The sequence below is a fragment of the Pseudomonas sp. A6 genome (assembly GCF_052367875.1).
GTDB lineage: Bacteria > Pseudomonadota > Gammaproteobacteria > Pseudomonadales > Pseudomonadaceae > Pseudomonas > Pseudomonas citronellolis.
In genome coordinates, this window is record NZ_CP198970.1 from 1,760,871 (window position 1) to 1,781,179 (window position 20,309).

The 20,309-nt window shown below is 65.5% G+C and carries 15 protein-coding genes; all 15 read left to right on the plus strand.

Translation table 11 applies throughout. The features are described 5' to 3' along the window. Positions 1-33 precede the first annotated feature (33 nt). The 15 genes from ACTWJ5_RS08030 (at position 34) to fliF (ending at position 20,304) form a co-directional block, all read left to right on the plus strand. Complete coding sequence (locus ACTWJ5_RS08030; RefSeq protein WP_253408694.1) at positions 34-3,114, plus strand: CDP-glycerol glycerophosphotransferase family protein; 3,081 nt, start codon at positions 34-36, stop codon at positions 3,112-3,114. 36 nt (positions 3,115-3,150) lie between these two features. Then, positions 3,151-3,957, plus strand: coding sequence for a methyltransferase domain-containing protein (locus ACTWJ5_RS08035; RefSeq protein WP_444438085.1), 807 nt, complete (start codon positions 3,151-3,153; stop codon positions 3,955-3,957). Continuing rightward, positions 3,954-5,222 (plus strand): ATP-grasp domain-containing protein, encoded by a 1,269-nt coding sequence (locus tag ACTWJ5_RS08040; protein WP_444438086.1) that lies wholly within the window; start codon positions 3,954-3,956, stop codon positions 5,220-5,222. Before ACTWJ5_RS08035 ends, ACTWJ5_RS08040 begins: the two co-directional genes overlap by 4 nt. A gap of 64 nt (positions 5,223-5,286) precedes the next feature. Next, positions 5,287-8,814, plus strand: coding sequence for a glycosyltransferase (locus tag ACTWJ5_RS08045; protein ID WP_256514648.1), 3,528 nt, complete (start codon positions 5,287-5,289; stop codon positions 8,812-8,814). 228 nt (positions 8,815-9,042) lie between these two features. Continuing rightward, positions 9,043-10,170, plus strand: a complete 1,128-nt coding sequence (locus tag ACTWJ5_RS08050; protein ID WP_074976335.1) for a flagellin N-terminal helical domain-containing protein — start codon at positions 9,043-9,045, stop codon at positions 10,168-10,170. 76 nt (positions 10,171-10,246) lie between these two features. Then, positions 10,247-10,618, plus strand: coding sequence for a flagellar protein FlaG (locus tag ACTWJ5_RS08055; RefSeq protein ID WP_220376921.1), 372 nt, complete (start codon positions 10,247-10,249; stop codon positions 10,616-10,618). Positions 10,619-10,694: 76 nt separating this feature from the next. Further along, positions 10,695-12,089, plus strand: coding sequence for a flagellar filament capping protein FliD (gene fliD / locus ACTWJ5_RS08060; protein WP_253391364.1), 1,395 nt, complete (start codon positions 10,695-10,697; stop codon positions 12,087-12,089). Positions 12,090-12,213: 124 nt separating this feature from the next. Then, entirely contained in the window at positions 12,214-12,594 is a 381-nt protein-coding gene (gene fliS / locus ACTWJ5_RS08065; RefSeq protein ID WP_074976328.1) for a flagellar export chaperone FliS, read from the plus strand. A gap of 26 nt (positions 12,595-12,620) precedes the next feature. Then, positions 12,621-12,917, plus strand: coding sequence for a hypothetical protein (locus ACTWJ5_RS08070; RefSeq protein ID WP_043267646.1), 297 nt, complete (start codon positions 12,621-12,623; stop codon positions 12,915-12,917). A gap of 222 nt (positions 12,918-13,139) precedes the next feature. After that, positions 13,140-14,615, plus strand: coding sequence for a sigma-54 dependent transcriptional regulator (locus ACTWJ5_RS08075; RefSeq protein WP_043319360.1), 1,476 nt, complete (start codon positions 13,140-13,142; stop codon positions 14,613-14,615). Between the two features lie 122 nt (positions 14,616-14,737). Continuing rightward, on the plus strand, positions 14,738-15,943 hold the full coding sequence (locus tag ACTWJ5_RS08080) for a sensor histidine kinase (RefSeq protein ID WP_249920223.1): 1,206 nt from the start codon (positions 14,738-14,740) through the stop codon (positions 15,941-15,943). 4 nt (positions 15,944-15,947) lie between these two features. Then, entirely contained in the window at positions 15,948-17,363 is a 1,416-nt protein-coding gene (gene fleR, locus ACTWJ5_RS08085) for a sigma-54-dependent response regulator transcription factor FleR (protein ID WP_444438090.1), read from the plus strand. Between the two features lie 153 nt (positions 17,364-17,516). Beyond that, entirely contained in the window at positions 17,517-17,852 is a 336-nt protein-coding gene (locus tag ACTWJ5_RS08090) for an endonuclease domain-containing protein (protein ID WP_116425660.1), read from the plus strand. Between the two features lie 299 nt (positions 17,853-18,151). Next, on the plus strand, positions 18,152-18,487 hold the full coding sequence (gene fliE, locus ACTWJ5_RS08095; RefSeq protein ID WP_009620871.1) for a flagellar hook-basal body complex protein FliE: 336 nt from the start codon (positions 18,152-18,154) through the stop codon (positions 18,485-18,487). A 23-nt stretch (positions 18,488-18,510) separates the two neighbouring features. Next, positions 18,511-20,304: a flagellar basal-body MS-ring/collar protein FliF gene (gene fliF, locus ACTWJ5_RS08100; protein WP_444438092.1), complete on the plus strand. Its 1,794-nt coding sequence runs from the start codon at positions 18,511-18,513 to the stop codon at positions 20,302-20,304. Positions 20,305-20,309: the final 5 nt, after the last annotated feature.

Here is a 20,309-nt window from a genome sequence, read left to right on the forward strand (position 1 = left end):
GCGCCTGCAACAAGCTGACCAATGGACCGCACCATGTCACAGAACAGCAGAAACGACAGCATCTGGGTGTTCAATGCCGGGATGAACTTCGCTGGCAATCCGAAATGGCTGTTTGCCTACATCCAGTACAAGCGGCCCGATATCCAGGCGCACTGGCTGTGCGACGACGACCAGACCATTGCGCTGGTGCGCCGGCAAGGCTGGAGCGCCCATCGCTACGACTCGCCGGCTGCCCGCCGGATCATGCGGCAAGCCGGCGTGTACGTGGTGGAGAACTTCAAGGAAGTCATCCAGGAGGAATTGCAGGGGATCACTATCCTCAACCTGTGGCACGGCGTGGGCTGCAAGACGGTCGAGCGGGGCGTCAGCAGCGGTTTCCTGCATGAAAGGATCGTCAAGAAGCACATCGTCCATCACGAAACCTATCGCAATCACCAGCTGTTTCTGACCACTTCGCCCCTGATGGAGAAGCACTTCATCGAGCAGTGCGCCCTGGAGCCTCATTCGATCCTGCGGGGAGCCTATCCCCGCTGCCATGAGACGGTCGCGGTCAAGACCTTCGACCACGACCTGCTGGGGCGCAGGAACCTGCCGCCGGACACTCGGATCGTCGCCTATTGCCCCACCTATCGGGAGAAGTCGCATAACGACTTCTTCAATCGCGCCCTGCCGGACATGGAGAAGCTGCTCGGCACGCTGGAGGAGAACGGTCTGCTGTTCATCCTCAAGGTCCATCCGATGATCGAGGGGTATCAGAAGTACAAGGCGCTCAAGCAGCGCTATGCCGACCAGCCTCGTCTGCTGTTCTGGGACAACCACGAGGATTTCTACGAGGTCATGGGCCAGGTCGATGCGGCGATCATCGACTACTCGTCAATCTTCTACGACTTGCTGGCCGCCGGGGTTCCGTACTTCATCCGCTATTTCTTCGACTACGGTACCAACGGCAACTGCCGCGATTTCGTCTACGACTGCCGGGAAATGACCTGTGGCCTCGAATGCGATGACTTCGACCAGCTTCTGCAGGCGCTAGGTCGCTACCGCGAGCAGTCCGACCACGAGCGGGCGGCCATTTCCGAGCTGTTCTGGTCGTACTCCCGGGCGGACAACAACGACTACCTGATCGAGTCGGCGCGCGCCTTCCGTACGCCGGCCCTGGTCTCACCCACCCTGTATTCGTTCGACGTGTTCGACACCCTCATTCAGCGCACGACGCTGGAACCTGCAGGCGTGTTCTTCCGGGTACAGCGGGCGATGCGCGATTCCGGCCTGGGCTTCCCTCAATCGCTGCTGTCCGACTACCCGAAAGCGCGCATGGGGGCCGAGTCCAATGTTCGCTACATGTACAGCGCCACGAAGCTTCAGCGTGGCAGCGACTTGTTGGAGATCACCTTTGACGAAGTCATCGAGCGCCTGGCCGATGTCTATGGGCTGACGCCGGAACAGGCGGCATTCCTGCGCGAGCAGGAGCTGGAAAGCGAGTTCGTCTCCTGCCAGCCATGCCCGGACAAGATCGCTGACGCTCTCGAACTGTTGCAGCGCGGCGAACGGGTGATCCTGCTGTCCGACATGTACCTGCCCGAGGACTTCATCCGGCGTTTGCTGGCCAAGGCCGAGCCGCGCCTGGCCGAGCTGCCGCTGTTCCTTTCGTCCACGCGAGGCACCCAGAAAAGCACCCGTACCCTTTATCTGGATGCGTTCCGGGAGGCGGGATATCGTTTCTCCAGGTGGGTCCACCATGGCGACAACCCCAACGCCGACGGCAAGAGTGCCGCTGCGCTGGGAATCGCTCCGGTGCTGCATGAACTACCGCAGTTCGATGCATTCGAGCGGGAGATCGTCGAGAGCCTGGGCAGCTATGACGCCTATTGCGTCGCCGCGCTCATGGCTCGCTTCCGCCATCGGAATCAGGATGGCAAGGCCTGCTATGCCTACACCCGGGCCTCCCTGTATCTGGTTTGCTATGCGATGTGGGTGGTGCGCGATGCGCTGGCGCGCGGTATCGAGTGCCTGTACTTCGTCGCCCGCGATGGCCACCATCTCAAGCGCATCGCCGATGCGATCATCGAGGAGTGCGGTTTGCCGTTGCAGACCCGCTATCTCTATGGCTCGCGCCAGGCCTGGTGGGTGGCGTCCTATGTCGATGAGATCGATGCGGAGTTCTTCGCCAGCATTCTCGCCTACACGGGGGCGATTTCCTTCGACGGCCTGCTGGAAGGGCTGCGGCTTGACGCCAGCCAGTTCGCGGAGTTCTTCCCCGACCTGAGCGTGCCCGCCAGGCGGGATGATCTGCCGACGACCTTCGTCACCCTGGTGGTGCACGAAGCGAAGAACGCCGAGCGATACCGTCGGCACTTGCTGGAGGTGGGGAACCGGGAGCGCCCCACGGCGATTGGTTACCTGCGTTCGCAGATCGATTTCGATCAACGCTTCGCTTTCGTCGAGTACTGGGGGCGGGGCTATACCCAGGATTGCCTGGCGCGGCTCCTGGAGCTGGCCGCGGGCAGCCCCGTGCCTGCCGATTTCTACTACGCGCGAAGCATCTACCGCAGCCAGCCCGGCAGGGCGCGGTACAACCTGACGGTGAGCAGGGCATCGCTGCTGTTCGTGGAGACCCTCTTCGCCAACCTGCCCTATGCGAGCACCAGCGGCTATGAGCTGCGTGACGGAGACTTCATGCCGGTGATTCCGCCGCGCGACTGCGACATGGCATTGCATGAGGCCATGGAGCGCGAACTGCCGAAGTTCGCCCGCGAACTCTGCCGGCTGCCGCTGCAGGACGAAGTCGACGCCATGCGCACATTGTTCGACTGGTCGATCGATCACTTCGCCCGCAACAGATTCAACCCCGAGGTGGTCAAGGAGATTTCCCACCTGACCGACTCCATGTACAGCCATGGAAGCAACACCGAATACTCACCTGCGCTCACGCTGGCGGACATCGTGCGCAACCTGCGGGGGGAGCCGATCAGGTCCCAGTCGCTGGACACGTCCCTGGCTCGTTCGCCGCGCTGGCTGGCCTTGCTCTACGTCATCACCAGCCTACCGATACTGCAGCGCCCGCCCAAGTTGCCCGTCGGGCACTCGGCCGAGTTGCGCCGCCCCCTGCCTTAAGCGAAACAGGTTGCCAGAACCGCAAGGATCAGAATCATGACCACCCTACAATGCAGCGCGTGCGGAAGCACCGACCTTTCCTTCGAAACCGTTACCTGCACCATCCAGAAATGGCTGGGTAAAACCTGTGACTTCGTGATCTGCAGTTGCTGCGGGTACGCTGGCAACCCGGGCAACACCCACGATTATCGTTGCGCCCCCTTCGACCCCGGCAGCCAGCCCGAGACCAGCGTGCGCGCTGGCGATGGGGTTACTCCGCGCCGCGAGTACCGGATGGCGGAGATGGGCATCGAAATCCTGCAAAATCACTTCGGCGAAGCCTTCGCTCCCGATGTGGTGGTCTATGGCGCCGGCTTGTCCCAGGATCATGTGCTGATCCAGCAGCAGTTGCCGGTTTCCAGGGTCGCCGTATCCGACCTGGGCAATTTCCAGGAAGCGCAGGATTTCGTCCCCTTCGATTCGCGCGAGGCGGAATTCGACCTGATGGTCGCCTGCGAAGTGGTGGAGCACTTCGTCGACCTGGACGAGGACTTCGCCAACCTGCTGCACAAAGTGCGCGATAGCGGGCTGGTCATCGCCAGTACCAACTTGCGCGATGACCTGCCGCTGGAGACTGTCACCTATCCGTTCGAAGAAGGGCACACCTCCTATTATTCCGGTCGCTCGCTCATCGAGATCGGCAGGCGCTTCGGCGTGAAGGTTGATTTCCGCACCCCCGCCATCGCGCTGAAGATGAGTACTGGCGGCCCGCGCAAGCGCTACGTGTTCTTCTACCGCGATCCGGCTATCGGCGAGTGCATTTCCCAATACTTCGCCGACCACCACCTGGCGCCGTCGGAATGAGCAAGGTCCGGGTACTGGTGTTTCCCTGCGGCACCGAAGTGGGGCTGGAGATCGCCCGTGCCCTGGAGCACTCGCTGCACGTCGAGCTGCACGGCGCCTCCAGCCGTGTCGACCACGGCGAGCAGGCCTATGTCCGGCACGCACACCTGCCCAACATTGCCGATGCGACCTTCGATGAGTGCTTCGCGCACTTGCTGGCGCAGTGGAACATCGACCTGGTGTTCGCCACCCACGACAGCGTGCAGGACTACCTGGCGCCCCGTGTCGAAGGCCTTGGCGTGCAACTGGTCAACGGTGACGCTCGAACGGCGCGCATCGCCCGGCGCAAATCGTTGACCTATGAATTGCTGGACGATACGCCATGGGTTCCGCGTCGATATGCCAATGCCGCGGCCGTGGAGGCCTGGCCCGTGGTGGTGAAGCCCGACCAGGGGCAGGGCGGGCAGGGGGTGACTCTGGTCGCCGATGCCGATGAGCTGGCCGTGGCGCTGGCTGTCGTGCAGCAACCGCTGGTCTGCGAGTACCTGCCGGGCGAAGAGCTGACCGTGGATTGCTTCACCAGTCATCGTGGCCAACTGCTGCACGTCGGGGCGCGCTCCCGCGAGCGTGTGGTGGGCGGCATCGCCATGCGCTCGGGACCTCGGCCCACCGATACGCAACTGAACGACATCGCCACCACGCTCAACGCCCGGCTCGCCCTGCGTGGGCCCTGGTTCTTCCAGGTTCGCCGGGACCGCCAGGGCGACTGGAAACTGCTGGAGTTCAGCAGTCGCTTGTCCACCGGCTCGGTCGTGGCGCGCGCCCTTGGCGTCAACCTGCCATTGCTGGCGGTGCAGGACTACCTCGGGCGAGACTTGCTGCTGTTGCCGGAGCCGCGCCTGCAACTGGTCGAGCGCCGCCTGGAGAACAAGGCGGTGCTCGACTACGACTTCGATACCTGCTACCTGGACCTGGACGACACCCTGGTGTGCGCCGGCCGCGCCAACCCCCAGGCGATGCGCCTTGCCTACCGGTTGCTGCAACTGGACAAGCGGCTGGTGCTGCTCACGCGCCATGCCGGTGATCTGACGGCCACCCTGGAGGCCGCGCATATCCCGTTGACGATGTTCGAACGGATCGTCCACCTGCGTGAAGGCGAGCCCAAGTCCGACCATGTGCGCGCGCCGGCGATCTTCATCGACAACCATTTTCCCGAACGTCTGGACGTGTCCCGACGCCATGGCATTCCCGTATTCGATGTGGATGCGATGGATCTGCTGTTCTGACGAGTTCAATTCGCAAGCCGTGGGCATGGTGCCCGCGGATTGCCTGAAGCCAAGTTGAGGTGTGATGGTGAACCAACCCAACGATATCAACCCGCTGGTCAGCGTCGTAATGCCGGCCTATAAGGCGGCCTACCTCAAGGAGGCCCTGCAGAGCCTGCAGGATCAGACCTATCGCCCCCTGGAACTGGTGATCTGCGATGACTGCCGGACGGACGAAGTCCGGGCGGTCGTGGACGAGTACCGCGGCATTCTCGATTTCCCCGTGCACTACTCGTACAACGAGACGCGCCTGCACGAATCGAAGAACCTGGCCAAGTGCGTCAGCCTGGCCAGCGGCGAATACCTGAAGTTCCTGTATGACGACGACGTCTTGCATCCGGAGTGCGTCGAACGCATGGTCGACGCCATGCGCGAGCGGCCGGGGATTGAACTGGTCAGTTCGCGGCGGCGGCGCATCGACGATCAGGGACGGCAGCTGCCGGACATCCTGGCCACCGCATTGCCGTTCGTGGAGGATGCGCTGGTCGATGGTATCGGCCTGACGTCGTTCCTGGCCGAACACACGGTCAACTTCATCGGCGAGCCCAGCACCGTGTTGTGCCGCCGGGAGGCGGTGGCTGCGTTCGGCGACCAGGTCATGGCGCTCAATGGCGTGCCCATCCGCTGGGTGGGCGACCTGGCGCTCTATGTCAAGCTGCTGCAGAAGGGGGACCTGGCGTTCCTCTCCGCCCCCCTGGTGGACTTCCGCGTCTCCCGCGAGCAGTTCAGTCAGCTCGGCCGCGACAAGCCGGGCATCGGCGACAAGGGCCACCAGGACTTCCGCCAGGCCGTGCGCGACCTGGGTTGGTACATCGAGGGCGGCGACCAGCTGGTTGGTGTTTCGCCGCTGCATCGGGAACAAGTTCCGGAGCGCGTCGACCTGCTTGCCGCCTTGCGCCAGGCCCATGCCCTGAGCGAGATGATCGAGCGCTTCGACGAGTGGCTGGAGGCGCGCAAGCCCAGCCCGGTACAAAAGCGCCTGATCGACGAGCACCTGCAGGCCAACGGCATGGGCGTGCACATCGAGGTGCTGCTGGTGGGCGAGGATGCCGCGGCATTGCAGGCGACGCTCGACAGCCTGGCGGTCGCCGCCGGGCTCTATCCGAACGTCAGCGTGACGCTGCTGGCCGACCAGCCTCCGCAACTGCACAACGGGCTGCGCCTGCGGCACCAGCCGGTGGATGCCGATGGTCTTGGCGTAGCGCTCAACGCGGCGCTGCACGGCAGTACGGCGGATTGGCTCCTGCTGGCCGACGCCGGCGATATCTTCACCACTTCCGGCCTGATGATCGCCGGCCTCGAACTGATGACGGCCGCGGGGTGCCGAGCCGTTTCCACCGACCTGGTGATGCGCGGCGAGGACGGATCCCAGGGGCCGGCGCTGCGCCCGGACTTCAACCTCGACCTGCTGATCAGCTTCCCGGCGTCCCAGGCGCGTCACTGCCTGTACAACCGCGAGGCGCTCCTCGAAATGGGCGGCTTCGATGCGGGCTATCCACGGGCCCTGGAATTCGACCTGCTGCTGCGCCTGGTGGAAGAGGGCGGGCTGGGCGGCCTGGCGCATCTTTCCGAACCGCTGCTCAGCACCCCGGCCGCGCGCCTGCAGGCCAACCCCGACGAGGAGCGCACCCTGCAGCGCCACCTGCTGGCGCGTGGCTACGAGCGGGCGCGGGTCCTGAGTCCGCTGCCGGGCCGCTACCAGATCGACTATGGCCATGCCGGACAGCCGCCGGTATCCATCCTCATCGTCCTGCGCGATCAGCTCGCGGCCGTGCAGCGCTGCGTGATGAGCCTGCTCGAACACACGGCCTACCCCAACTACGAAATCCTGCTGGTGGACAACGCCAGCGAGAACCCGGCCACCCGCCAGTGGCTGGAAGGCGTCGAGCAGATGGCCGCCGAGCGCGTCCGCGTGTTGCGCTCGGGCGAGCCGCTGGCCGATGCGCGCCTGAAGAACCTGGCTGCTGCCCACGCCCGTGGCGACTACCTGTTGCTGTTGCGCCCGGAGGCCGCCGTCTTCCAGGGCGAGTGGCTGGGCGAGCTGGTTAACCAGGCGCAGCGTCCGGAGGTTGGCGTCGTCGGCGCGCGGACCATCGACGGTGACGGACGCATCACCCATGCCGGGCTGGTGCTGGGCCTGCGCGGCATCGCCGGGCACGCCTTCATCGGCGAGGACATGAACGCCACCGGCTACATGAACCGCCTGCAGGTGGCGCAGAACTACAGTGCGGTCTCCGATGGCTGCCTGATGATCCGCAAGGCGCTGTTCGACGAACTGGGTGGCCTGGACGAGGGCGACTTCGCCGAGCGTGGCGGCGATGTCGACCTCTGCCTGCGCGCCGGCGAGGCCGGTTACCTGGTGGTGTGGACGCCCCATGCGACCCTGCTGCACAGCCCGGCTACGGAAGCCGAACCGGTGGAGCTGCAGGACGCCTTCTACGCCCGCTGGCTGCCACGCCTGGCCCGCGACCCGGCGTACAACCCGAACTTCTCGCGGGTCCGCAGCCGCGCCGGCTTCGTCCTCACGGATACCCAGCTGACCTGGCGCCCGCTGACCTGGCAGCCGGTGCCGACGGTGCTGGCGCACTTCGCCGATACCTTCGGCTGCGGCCACTACCGCGTCATCCAGCCGTACCTCGCGCAGCGCGAGCAGGGCTTGATCGAGGGCGTGGTGACCCACTCGCTGCTGCCGGTGGTCGACCTGGAGCGCTTCGCGCCGGACGTGATACTGCTGCAGCGCCAGATCGGCGACGAGCGCCTGGACGCCATGCGGCGCATGAAGGCCTTCTCGAACGCCTTCAAGGTCTACGAGCTCGACGACTACCTGCCCAACCTGCCGGTCAAGAGCGTGCACCGCAGCCACATGCCCAAGGACATCGTCCGTTCGTTGCGTCGGGGCCTGGGTTATGTCGATCGCTTCGTGGTCTCCACCGAGCCGCTGGCAGAGGCGTTCGCCGACCTGCACCCGGACATCCGCGTCGCCCATAACTGCCTCGCTCCGGGCTGGTGGGGCGGCTTGCCGTCAAGCCTGCGCCGTCGTGGAGCCAAGCCGCGGGTGGGCTGGGCGGGCGGTGTCAGCCACACCGGCGACCTGGAACTGATCGCCGACGTGGTCAAGGAACTGGCCAACGAAGTCGAGTGGGTCTTCTTCGGCATGTGCCCGGAAAGGATCCGTCCCTATGTGCACGAGTTCCACCCGGGCCTGCCGATACAGCAATACCCGGCCAAGCTCGCCAGCCTGGATCTCGACCTGGCCCTGGCGCCGCTGGAAGACAACCTGTTCAACCAGTGCAAGAGCAACCTGCGCCTGCTGGAATACGGCGCCTGCGGCTTCCCGGTGGTGTGCAGCGACAACCGCGCCTATGCCGGCGACCTGCCGGTGACCCGGGTGAAGAACCGCTTCCGCGACTGGGTGGAGGCGATCCGCATGCACCTGGCCGACCTCGACGCCACGGCGCGAATGGGCGACGAGTTGCGTGACAGGGTGCGTGCCGAATGGATGCTGCAGGGCGACAACCTGCAGGCCTGGCACTACGCCTGGCAGCCGGACTGAGGCTTTTCGCCTGTCCGTGCGGAACCTCGAAAGCCCCGTTTCCCGGGGCTTTCGACTTTTTTCCGGAGCCCTGTGCAAGAAGGGCTTGAAAAAAAATCGAAAATCGCCCTAAAGCAAAATCCGCCACGGACGATAACCCTAACGAAGGTTCTCCAGGCCATATCGGGCGGCACTAGCCAGCGGCCAGGGACCAACTGAAAGCAGTCGCCTATCCACGAGGATCTCGTCATGGCCCTTACCGTCAATACCAACATCTCTTCGCTGACCGTTCAGAAGAACCTGAACAACGCTCAGAAAAACCTGAACACTGCCATGACCCGGCTCTCCACCGGCCTGCGCATCAACAGCGCCAAGGACGACGCCGCCGGTCTGCAGATCTCCAACCGCCTGAGCAGCCAGATCAACGGCCTGAACAAGGCTGTGGACAACGCCAACGACGCCATCTCCATCGCCCAGACCGCAGAAGGCGCGCTGCAGGAATCCACCAACATCCTGCAACGCATGCGTGTCCTGGCCGTGCAGTCCGCCAACGGCTCCAACAGCGAAGACGACCGCTCCTCGCTGAACCAGGAGTTCGAATCGCTGACCGCCGAACTGACCCGTATCTCCGACACCACCACCTTCGGTGGCGGCAGCACCGCGGTGACCCTGCTCAACGGCAACGCCGGCACCAATGGCACCATGACCTTCCAGGTCGGCGCCAACGCCAACGAAACCGTCAGCTTCACCCTGAACGACATGAGCGCCCAGGCGCTGAAGGGCACCTACTCCTCGGCTTCGGGCACCGTCGACATCTCCTCCAAGCTCGATGCCACCACCAGTGGTGCCAGCGCTGCCGGTTCGCTGAACCTGAGCGTCGATGGCAAGGCCTACACTGTCGATTACGACAAGGGCGCCACCGTCAACGACATCGTCAGCGCGCTCAACAGCAACATCAGCGGCATCACCGCCGTGGCCGACAGCTCGGGCAGCATCACCCTGACCTCCAGCAAGGCGCTGGGCGGTTCCGACGTGACCGGTGCGGCCATGACCTCCGGCTCGCTGAACATCCAGTCCCTGGACATCAAGAGCGCAGACAGTGCCCAGAAGGCCATCCAGGTCATCGACGGCGCGCTCAAGCAGATCGACACCCAGCGCTCGGCCCTCGGTGCGGTGCAGAACCGTCTGGACAGCACCATCTCCAACCTGCAGAACATCGCGGAGAACGCCACCTCGGCACGCAGTACGATCCAGGATGCCGACTTCGCCGCGGAAACGGCGGAGATGACCAAGCAGCAGACCCTGCAGTCGGCAGCCACCGCTGTACTGGCTCAGGCCAACCAGCTGCCTTCTGCCGTACTCAAGCTGCTGCAGTAAGGTCATCGGCGGTTGATACGAAGGAAGGGCGCACTGCGCCCTTCCTGCATTTGTCCAGAACAATGAGGAGTCGATGATGAGCGTGACTTTCTCTACGATCGGACTGGGAGCCCCCGTCAGGGCTGACCAGGCCCAGGCGGCCACGCCCATCGCGGCCGGCGGCAAAACCGTTGCCGTCGACGGCAAGGGCTCGCCGTCCACCGGCAGCGCCCAGGCCGAGCCGGACAAGGCTACCCTGGATCGCGCGCTGGACAGCCTGCGCAGCAATGCCCAGGTCATCCATCGCAACCTGGAGTTCTCGGTCGACCAGGAGTCGGGCATCACCGTGGTCAAGGTGGTGGACAGCACCAGTGGCGACGTGATCCGGCAGATTCCCTCCGAGGTCGCGGTGAAGCTGGCGGAGAGCATCAAGGAAGCCGGCAACCTGCTGTTCCGCGAGCAGGCCTGACAGCCTGGCCTGCTTCTTGCTGAAAGCACGGGCACAGACGCCGATGCGTCAAGAAATCGATTGAAGGAGGTTGGCAATGGCAACGGGCAGTATCGCTTCGACAGGTCTGGGATCGGGCCTGAAAATTGACGATATCGTCAGCGCCCTGGTGAAGGCACAGACCAGCGCCAAGCAGACGCAGATCACCAACCTCACCACCAAGAGCACCACCCAGCTGTCGGCGACCAGCCAGCTCAAGAGCGCCCTGTCGACCTTCCAGCTGGCGCTGGCGACGCTGAACACCGCCGACTCCTTCTCCGGGCTCAAGGCCACTTCCTCCAACGAGGACGCGGTAACCGCCAGCACCACCTCTTCGGCGACCCCGGGCACCTATACCCTGGACGTCGAAAAACTGGCGACTTCCTCCAAGGTGGCCAGCCAGTATGTCGGCACTTCCGACAAGTACGGCGCCGGCCGCCTGACCCTCAGCCAGGGCGGCAAGAGCTACTTCGTGACGGTGTCCGCCGGCGATTCGCTGTCGACCATCCGCGACAACATCAACAAGCTCAGCGAAACCAGCGGCATCTCGGCCAACGTCGTCACCGACTCCAGCGGTTCGCGCCTGGTGCTCAGCTCCACCACCACCGGCGCCGGCACCGACATCAGCGTCAAGACCTCGGGCGACAGCACCCTGGGCAAGCTGGCCATCGATGGCAGCGCCGCCTACAGCAGTTCCACCGGTGGCTACCTGGTGCAGGCCGGCGATGCCGAATTCAAGCTCGACGGTCTGTCGATGACCAGTTCCAGCAATACCCTGGACAAGGCCGTCAGCGGTGTGACCTTCGACCTGGTGAGCACTGGCAGCTCCACAGTGACGGTAGCGACCAACACCGACGACCTGACCGCCAACATCCAGCAGTTCGTCGATGCGTACAACACCCTCATCAAGGCTGTGTCCAGCCTGACCGACATCACCACTACCACCAACGAGGACGGCACCACCAGCAATAGCGTCGGGCCGTTGGCCAGCGATGCCATGACCCGCAGCCTGCTCAACAGCCTGCGTAACGAGTTCGTCAACCTCTCCAGCAGCAGCGGTTCGCTGAAGGTACTGTCGCAGTTGGGCATCACCAGCCAGAAAGATGGCACCCTGAGCGTCGACAGCACCCAGCTGAAAAAAGGCCTGGCGACTTACTCGGGCAGCATCCAGAGCTTCTTCACCGGCAGCGACGGCTTCCTCAAGCGCATGTACAACGCCGTCGACACCTACGCCAAGACCGACGGGCTGCTCGACCAGCAGACCGATTCGATCAACTCCACCATCGCCAGCCTGAAAAAGCAGCAGACCGATCTCGACGACCGCACCACCAAGCTGACCGACATCCTGTACGCCAAGTACAACGCCATGGACAGCCTGGTCGCCCAGCTCAATGCCACCAGCAACAGCGTGATGACCACGCTGAACGCGCTGAACAAGAGCTCCGACGACTGACGCCGGCAGCGTCTAGCCGACCGGCAGCGCCCGGCGCAGACGCAATTCGCGATTAAAGTCTGGCGCCGCCGCGCCGATACCCTGGACATCGGATATGAAACCTTCCACACCAGGGGATCTCGAAATGAATGCGATGGCAGCGCTTCGCCAATATCAGAACGTGGGTGTCCAGGCACAGCTCCACGAGGCGAGTCCGCACCGCCTGATCCAGATGCTGATGGAAGGTGGCCTGAGCCGCATCGCCCAGGCCCGCGGCGCCATGCAGCGCGGCCAGATGGCGGAGAAGGGCCAGCTGATCGGTAAGGCCGTGGCCATCGTCGGTGGCCTGCGCGACGGCCTGAACCTGGAAGCCGGCGGCGACTATGCCGAGCGCCTGAACGCCCTGTACATCTACATGGGTCGCCGCCTGCTTGAGGCCAACCGGCAGAACGACGAACATATGCTCGACGAAGTGGCCAACCTGCTTCGCAGCATCAAGGAAGGTTGGGACGGTATCCCGCAGTAATACCGTCCCTCCAGGAGACACGAAGCATGACCCTCGCCGTCGAGCGTATCGAACAAACCCGCAGCGCCCTGGGCACCGCCCTGGCGGAGCAGGACTGGGAAGCCATCGCCCGGCTGGACCTGGAGTGCCGCCAGCACGTGGATGCCGCCATGCACGAGCCGCTGGACGACGACAGCGACCTCAAGCGCAGCCTCGAAGGCCTGCTCGTGCTGTACCGTGAACTGGTCCAGGAAGTCACCCGTCAGCGTCAGGGCGTGGCCGAGGAAATCATCCGCGTCAATCGGTCGCACAAAGGCGCCAAGGTCTATCAGCTTTTCGGCTGAGCCCCGCGGGTCGCCCGTTCGGCGCGGCCCCCCGTTTTCGCCGTTGCCGCCGTTCGTGCCAGCAGGTAAGTTCTTCCGTCGGAAACAACGAATAAATCACGCCATAAATTTGACTCCTGCCACATTTTTGACTTTACTTGGTGGCTAAATGATGGCGGATTGTTTCCGCCTCTTTCCCGTTGCCGTTCGCCGGCCCACATGCCTTCGGAAGACAAGAGCAAGATGTGGCGTGAAACCAAGATTCTGCTGATTGACGACGACCTGGAGCGTTGCCGCGAACTCTCCACCATCCTCAACTTCCTCGGCGAGGACCAGTTGTCCTGCCGCAGCCGCGAATGGCGTCTGGCGGTCGACGACCTGTCCAACGGCAGCCGCGGCGTGCTCTGCGTGCTGCTCGGCAGCGTCGAGCACAAGGGCGGCGCCCTGGAGTTGCTCAAGCAGCTTTCGGCCTGGGACGAATTCCTGCCGGTGCTGCTGATCGGCGACTCGGCGCCGACCGACTGGCCGGAAGAGCTGCGCCGCCGCGTGCTGGCCAGCCTGGAGATGCCGCCCAGCTACAACAAACTGCTCGATTCCCTGCACCGCGCCCAGGTCTACCGCGAGATGTACGACCAGGCCCGTGAGCGCGGCCGCCAGCGCGAGCCCAACCTGTTCCGCAGCCTGGTCGGCACCAGCCGGGCCATCCAGCAGGTACGGCAGATGATGCAGCAGGTGGCCGACACCGACGCCAGCGTGCTCATCCTCGGCGAGTCCGGCACCGGCAAGGAAGTGGTGGCGCGCAACCTGCACTACCACTCCAAGCGCCGCGAAGCGCCCTTCGTGCCGGTTAACTGCGGGGCCATTCCCGCCGAGCTGCTGGAAAGCGAACTGTTCGGCCACGAGAAGGGCGCCTTCACCGGCGCCATCACCAGCCGCGCCGGGCGCTTCGAGCTGGCCAACGGCGGCACCCTGTTCCTCGACGAGATCGGCGACATGCCGCTGCCGATGCAGGTCAAGCTGCTGCGCGTGCTGCAGGAGCGCACCTTCGAGCGCGTCGGCAGCAACAAGACGCAGAACGTCGACGTGCGCATCATCGCCGCGACCCACAAGAACCTGGAGAAGATGATCGAGGGCGGCAGCTTCCGCGAGGACCTGTACTACCGCCTCAACGTCTTCCCCATCGAGATGGCGCCGCTGCGCGAGCGGGTGGAAGACATCCCGCTGCTGATGAACGAGCTCATCTCGCGCATGGAGCACGAGAAGCGCGGCTCCATCCGCTTCAACTCCGCCGCCATCATGTCGCTGTGCCGCCACGACTGGCCGGGCAACGTGCGCGAGCTGGCCAACCTGGTGGAACGCCTGGCGATCATGCACCCCTACGGGGTGATCGGCGTGGGCGAGCTGCCGAAGAAATTCCGCCACGTCGACGACGAGGACGAGCAACTCGCCAGCAGCCTGCGCGAGGAGCTGGAAGAGCGCGCCGCCATCACCGCCGGGCTGCCGGGCCTGGACTCGCCGGCGATGCTGCCGGCCGAGGGCATCGACCTCAAGGACTACCTGGCCAACCTCGAGCAGGGGCTGATCCAGCAGGCCCTGGACGACGCCAACGGCGTGGTCGCCCGCGCCGCCGAGCGCCTGCGCATCCGCCGCACCACCCTGGTGGAGAAGATGCGCAAGTACGGCATGAGCCGTCGCGAGGAGGAAGTGGCGGAGGATTGACGCCGCTTGCCACTGCCTTCCAATAAGTGCCTGAAAATAAAGGACTAATTTTTAGGCACGCAGATTGCTAAGACTCTGCCAGCCGACGCTTTCACGACGTCGGATGGAAGAGAGACAGCATGATGCCAGCCGTACCCCAGCAGTCCCAGCCGACCTCCAGCGATGCGCCGGAGGAGAACGGTCGCGCCGGCCTGGACCAGGCCTTCGCCCTGTTCAACCAGATGTCCACCCAGCTGAACCAGTCGTACAGCATGCTGGAGGCGCGGGTCAGCGAACTGAAGGGACAACTGGCCCTGGTCAGCGCCCAGCGCATGCAGGAGCTGGCGGAGAAGGAACGCCTGGCCAACCGCCTGCAGAGCCTGCTGGACCTGCTGCCCGGCGGCGTCATCGTCATTGACGGCCAGGGCGTGGTGCGCGAGGCCAACCCGGCGGCGCGCGGCCTGCTCGGCCAGCCCCTGGTGGGTATGCTGTGGCGCCAGGTCATCGCCCGCTGCTTCGCGCCGCGCAAGGATGACGGCCACGAGATTTCCCTGCGCGACGGGCGCCGCCTGTCCATCGCCACCCGCTCGCTGAACGGCGAGCCGGGGCAACTGGTATTGCTCAACGACCTCACCGAGACCCGCCGCCTGCAGGACCAACTGGCCCGCCACGAGCGCCTGTCGGCCCTGGGCCGGATGGTCGCGTCCCTGGCCCACCAGATTCGCACGCCGCTGTCCGCGGCCATGCTCTATGCCGGCCACCTGAGCGAGCAGGCGCTGCCGCTGGAGCAGCAGCAGCGCTTCGCCGGGCGCCTCAAGGAGCGCCTGCAGGAGCTGGAGAACCAGGTGCGCGACATGCTGGTGTTCGCCCGCGGCGACCTGCCGCTGCCGGATCGCCTGAGCCCGGCGGAGCTGTTCGCCGGCCTGCGCGCCGCCGCCGAGGCCCATGTCGCCGGCCTGCAACTGCGCTGGCAATGCGACGTGCGCGGCGGCGAGCTGCTGTGCAACCGCGACACCCTGGTCGGCAGCGTCCTCAACCTGCTGCACAACGCCATCCAGGCCGGCGGCCAGGACGTGCGTCTGAAAGTCCATCTCTACGCTCGCGGCGACAGCCTGCGTCTGGCCATCAGCGACAGCGGCCCGGGCATGGACGCCGCCACCCTGGCGCGCCTGGGCGAGCCCTTCTTCACCACCAAGACCACCGGCACCGGCCTCGGCCTTGCGGTGGTCAAGGCGGTGGCCAAGGCGCACCACGGCGAACTGCGCCTGCAATCGCGACCAGGCCGTGGCACCTGCGCCAGCCTGGTCCTGCCGCTGATCGCGGCCCCTGTCCGTGAACACAAGGAATAACCCCATGCCCGCCAGAATCCTGCTCGTCGAAGACGACCGCGCCCTGCGCGAAGCCCTCTCCGATACCCTGCTGATCGGCGGCTGCGCGTTCACCGCCGTGGACAGCGCCGAGGCGGCCCTGGTCGCCCTGCAGCGCGAGGCCTTCGGCCTGGTGGTCAGCGACGTCAACATGCCCGGCATGGACGGCCACCAGTTGCTCGGCCTGATCCGCGCCGGCTACCCGCAGCTGCCGGTGCTGCTGATGACCGCCTTCGGCGCCGTCGAGCGCGCCGTCGACGCCATGCGCCAGGGCGCTGCCGACTACCTGGTGAAACCCTTCGAGCCCAAGGTGCTGCTGGAGCTGGTGGCCCGCCACGCCCTGGGCCAGGCGCCCGTCGCCGAGGGCGAGGGGCCGGTGGCCGTGGAGCCGGCCAGCCGCCAGTTGCTGGAGCTGGCCGCGCGGGTGGCGCGCAGCGATTCCACCGTGCTGATCTCCGGCGAGTCCGGCACCGGCAAGGAAGTGCTGGCGCGCTACATCCACCAGCAGTCGCCGCGCGCCGGCAAGCCTTTCATCGCCATCAACTGCGCGGCCATTCCCGACAACATGCTCGAGGCCACCCTGTTCGGCCACGAGAAGGGCGCCTTCACCGGCGCCATCGCCGCGCAGCCGGGCAAGTTCGAGCTGGCCGACGGCGGCACCATTCTCCTCGACGAGATTTCCGAGATGCCCCTGGCGCTGCAGGCCAAGCTGCTGCGCGTGCTGCAGGAGCGCGAGGTGGAGCGCGTGGGGGCGCGCAAGCCGATCGAGCTGGACATCCGCGTGCTGGCCACCACCAACCGCGACCTGCTCGGCGAGGTGGCGGCGGGGCGCTTCCGCGAGGACCTGTACTATCGCCTGTCGGTCTTCCCCCTGGCCTGGCGCGCCCTGCGCGAGCGCCCGGCGGACATCCTGCCGCTGGCCGAACGCCTGCTGGCCAAGTACGTGAAGAAGATGAACCTGGGCGCGGTGAGCCTGGCCGCCGACGCCCGCGACGCCCTGCTGACGCACCCCTGGCCGGGCAACGTGCGCGAACTGGACAACGCCATCCAGCGCGCGCTGATCCTGCAGCAGGGCGGCCAGGTCCGCGCCCTGGACCTGTGCCTGAACGCCCCCATCGGCATGGCGCCCGCAGCGCCCGTGATCCCCCTGGTGCAGCCCGCCCCGGTGGTGGCCGCCGCCAGCGCCGGAATTCCGTCGGCGCCCGCGGACAACGCCGGCGGCCTCGGCGAAGACCTGCGCCGCCGCGAGTTCCAGATGATCATCGACACCCTGCGCAGCGAACGCGGCCGCCGCAAGGAGGCCGCCGAACGCCTGGGCATCAGCCCGCGCACCCTGCGCTACAAGCTGGCGCAGATGCGTGATGCGGGGATGGATGTGGAGGCCTACTTGTACGCCAGTTGAGTGGCGCCGATTTCCCCTGTTCGGGCCCGCTGTTCGCGGGCCTTTTCTTTGTCTGGTGAGGGGAGTTTCCCGTGGTGGTTTCAGCGCTTGCCGGCAGTCGTGAGGGCAGTGGGTGGCGCAGGGTTCTGCTTTTCCATGGAGGAGGGGCAGGGCATGTCGAAGCCAACGGAATTCGCCCGGGGGCTGCGGCGTCGGCAAACCGACGCGGAGCGGCTGTTGTGGAGTCGTTTGCGGGATCGCCGGCTACTCGGCTGGAAATTCAGGCGTCAGGTGCCGCTGGGGCCGTATGTGGTGGATTTCTACTGTCATGAGCGGCAGTTGGTGGTGGAGTTGGATGGCGGGCAGCACCTGGGAAGTGCCGCGGATGTCGAGCGGGATGCCTGGTTGAGGGGCCAGGGGCTGCGGGTGTTGCGGTTCTGGAACCATGACGTGCTGGTGCGGACGGAGGGGGTGTTGGAGGCGATTCTGTTGGCATTGGAGCCTGGATAGAGCACCCTCACCCCAGCCCTCTCCCAGAGGGAGAGGGGGCCGTTCGGCGCGGCGATAGGCGATGGTTTTCTCCTGGCGCATAGGTGTGGCCGACACCGATGTTCCAGGCTGCATGCCTTGATTCGCACGGCAGAGGAGGGGCTCCCTCTCCCTCCGGGAGAGGGCTGGGGTGAGGGGCTCTTGCTCCCAATAGCCACATCCTACAAGTCCCCCTGAAACCTGGCACCCTTGTTGCAATCCCCTATGCCAAAGCGCCGCGGCGTCAAAAAAGCCGCGGCCCGTAGTCAGAGGGAAAGCAAATGAGTCAGGGTATCGAGTTCAACCGCCTGCTACTGGAAATGCGCTCCATGCAGATGGACGCCATGGCCAAGGCCAAGCCGGCCGCTTCGGCGCCGGCTGCCGTGGAGGGCGCGCCGAGCTTCTCGGACATGCTCGGCCAGGCGGTGAACAAGGTGAACTCCACCCAGCAGGCCGCCAGCGCGCTGGCCAATGCCTTCGAGGTGGGCCAGAGCAACGTCGACCTGACCGACGTGATGATCGCTTCGCAGAAGGCCAGCGTGTCCTTCCAGGCCATGACCCAGGTGCGCAACAAACTGGTCCAGGCCTACCAGGACATCATGCAGATGCCCATCTGAGCCACGGGGTAGGTAGATAGTTCATGGCCGAAGCCACTATAGACAACCAGGTCCCCGCCAAAGCCGGCGCAGCCGAAATGCTGAAGAAGCCGCTGATGGGCCTGCAGTTCCTCGAAAGCCTCGCCGAGATGCCGGTGCTGCGCCAGGTCGGCCTGCTGGTCGGGTTGGCGGCGAGCATCGCCATCGGCTTCGGCATGGTGCTGTGGTCCCAGCAGCCGGACTACAAGCCGCTGTACGGCAGCCTCAACGGCGTCGACGCCAACAAGGTGGTCGAGACGCTGAACGCCGCCGACATCAACTACAAGGTCGACCCCAACTCCGGCGCCCTGCTGGTCAAGGCCGACGACCTCGGCCGCGCCCGCATCAAGGTGGCCGGCGCCGGCCTGACGCCCACCGACAGCAACGTCGGCTTCGAGATCCTCGACAAGGAACAGGCCCTGGGCACCAGCCAGTTCATGGAGGCGACCAATTACCGTCGCGGCCTGGAAGGCGAACTGGCGCGCACCATCTCCAGCCTGAACAACGTCAAGGCCGCCCGCGTGCACCTGGCCATCCCGAAGAGCTCGGTGTTCGTCCGCGACGAGCGCAAGCCCACCGCCTCGGTGCTGGTCGAGCTGTACCCGGGGCGCAGCCTGGAGCCCAGCCAGGTGCTGGCGATCGTCAACCTGGTGGCCACCAGCGTGCCGGAACTGGACAAGTCCCAGGTCACCGTGGTCGACCAGAAGGGCAACCTGCTCTCCGACCAGCAGGAGCTGTCCGAGCTGACCATGGCCGGCAAGCAGTTCGACTATTCCCGGCGCATGGAAAGCATGTTCACCCAGCGCGTGCACAGCATCCTGCAGCCGGTGCTGGGCGACGGCCGCTACAAGGCCGAGGTGTCCGCCGACGTCGACTTCAGCGCCGTGGAATCCACCGCCGAGTCCTACAACCCGGACCAGCCGGCCCTGCGCAGCGAGCAGGTGAACAACGAAGAACGCCAGAACAGCAACGGCCCGCAGGGCGTGCCGGGTGCGCTGTCGAACCAGCCGCCGGGCCCGGCCAGCGCGCCGCAGCAGACCGGCAAGAGCGCCGGCGGCGATTTCGTCGCCCCGGGCCAGCCGCTGAAGGACGCCAACGGCCAGACCATCATCGACCCGAAGACCGGCCGTCCGGTGCTGGCGCCGTACCCCACCGACAAGCGCGAGCAGAACACCCGCAACTACGAGCTGGACCGCTCCATCAGCTACACCAAGCAGCAACAGGGCCGTCTGCGCCGGCTTTCCGTCGCGGTGGTGCTGGACGACCACATGGTCGCCGACGCCAAGACCGGCGAGGTCAGCCACAAGCCCTGGAGCGCCGACGAACTGGCGCGCTTCACCCGCCTGGTGCAGGACGCGGTGGGCTACGACGCCAGCCGCGGCGACAGCGTCAGCGTGATCAACGCGCCCTTCGCCCCGGAGCAGAACCTGGAGATCGCCTCGCCGCCGTTCTACTCGCAGCCCTGGTTCTGGGACATCGTCAAGCAGGTGCTGGGCATCGTCTTCATCCTGGTGCTGGTGTTCGGCGTGCTGCGCCCGGTGCTGAACAACCTCGCCGGCAACAAGAACAAGGCCCTGGTGGCCGGCGCCGGCGGCGGCGACATGGCCCTGGGCGAGATGGGCGGCCTGGAAGGCGAGCTGGCCGAGGACCGCGTCAGCCTGGGCGGCCCGCCGAGCATCCTGTTGCCCAGCCCCAGCGAGGGGTACGATGCGCAGCTGAACGCGATCAAGAGCCTGGTGGCTCAGGACCCGGGCCGCGTGGCCCAGGTAGTGAAGGATTGGATCAACTCCGATGAGTGATGCGG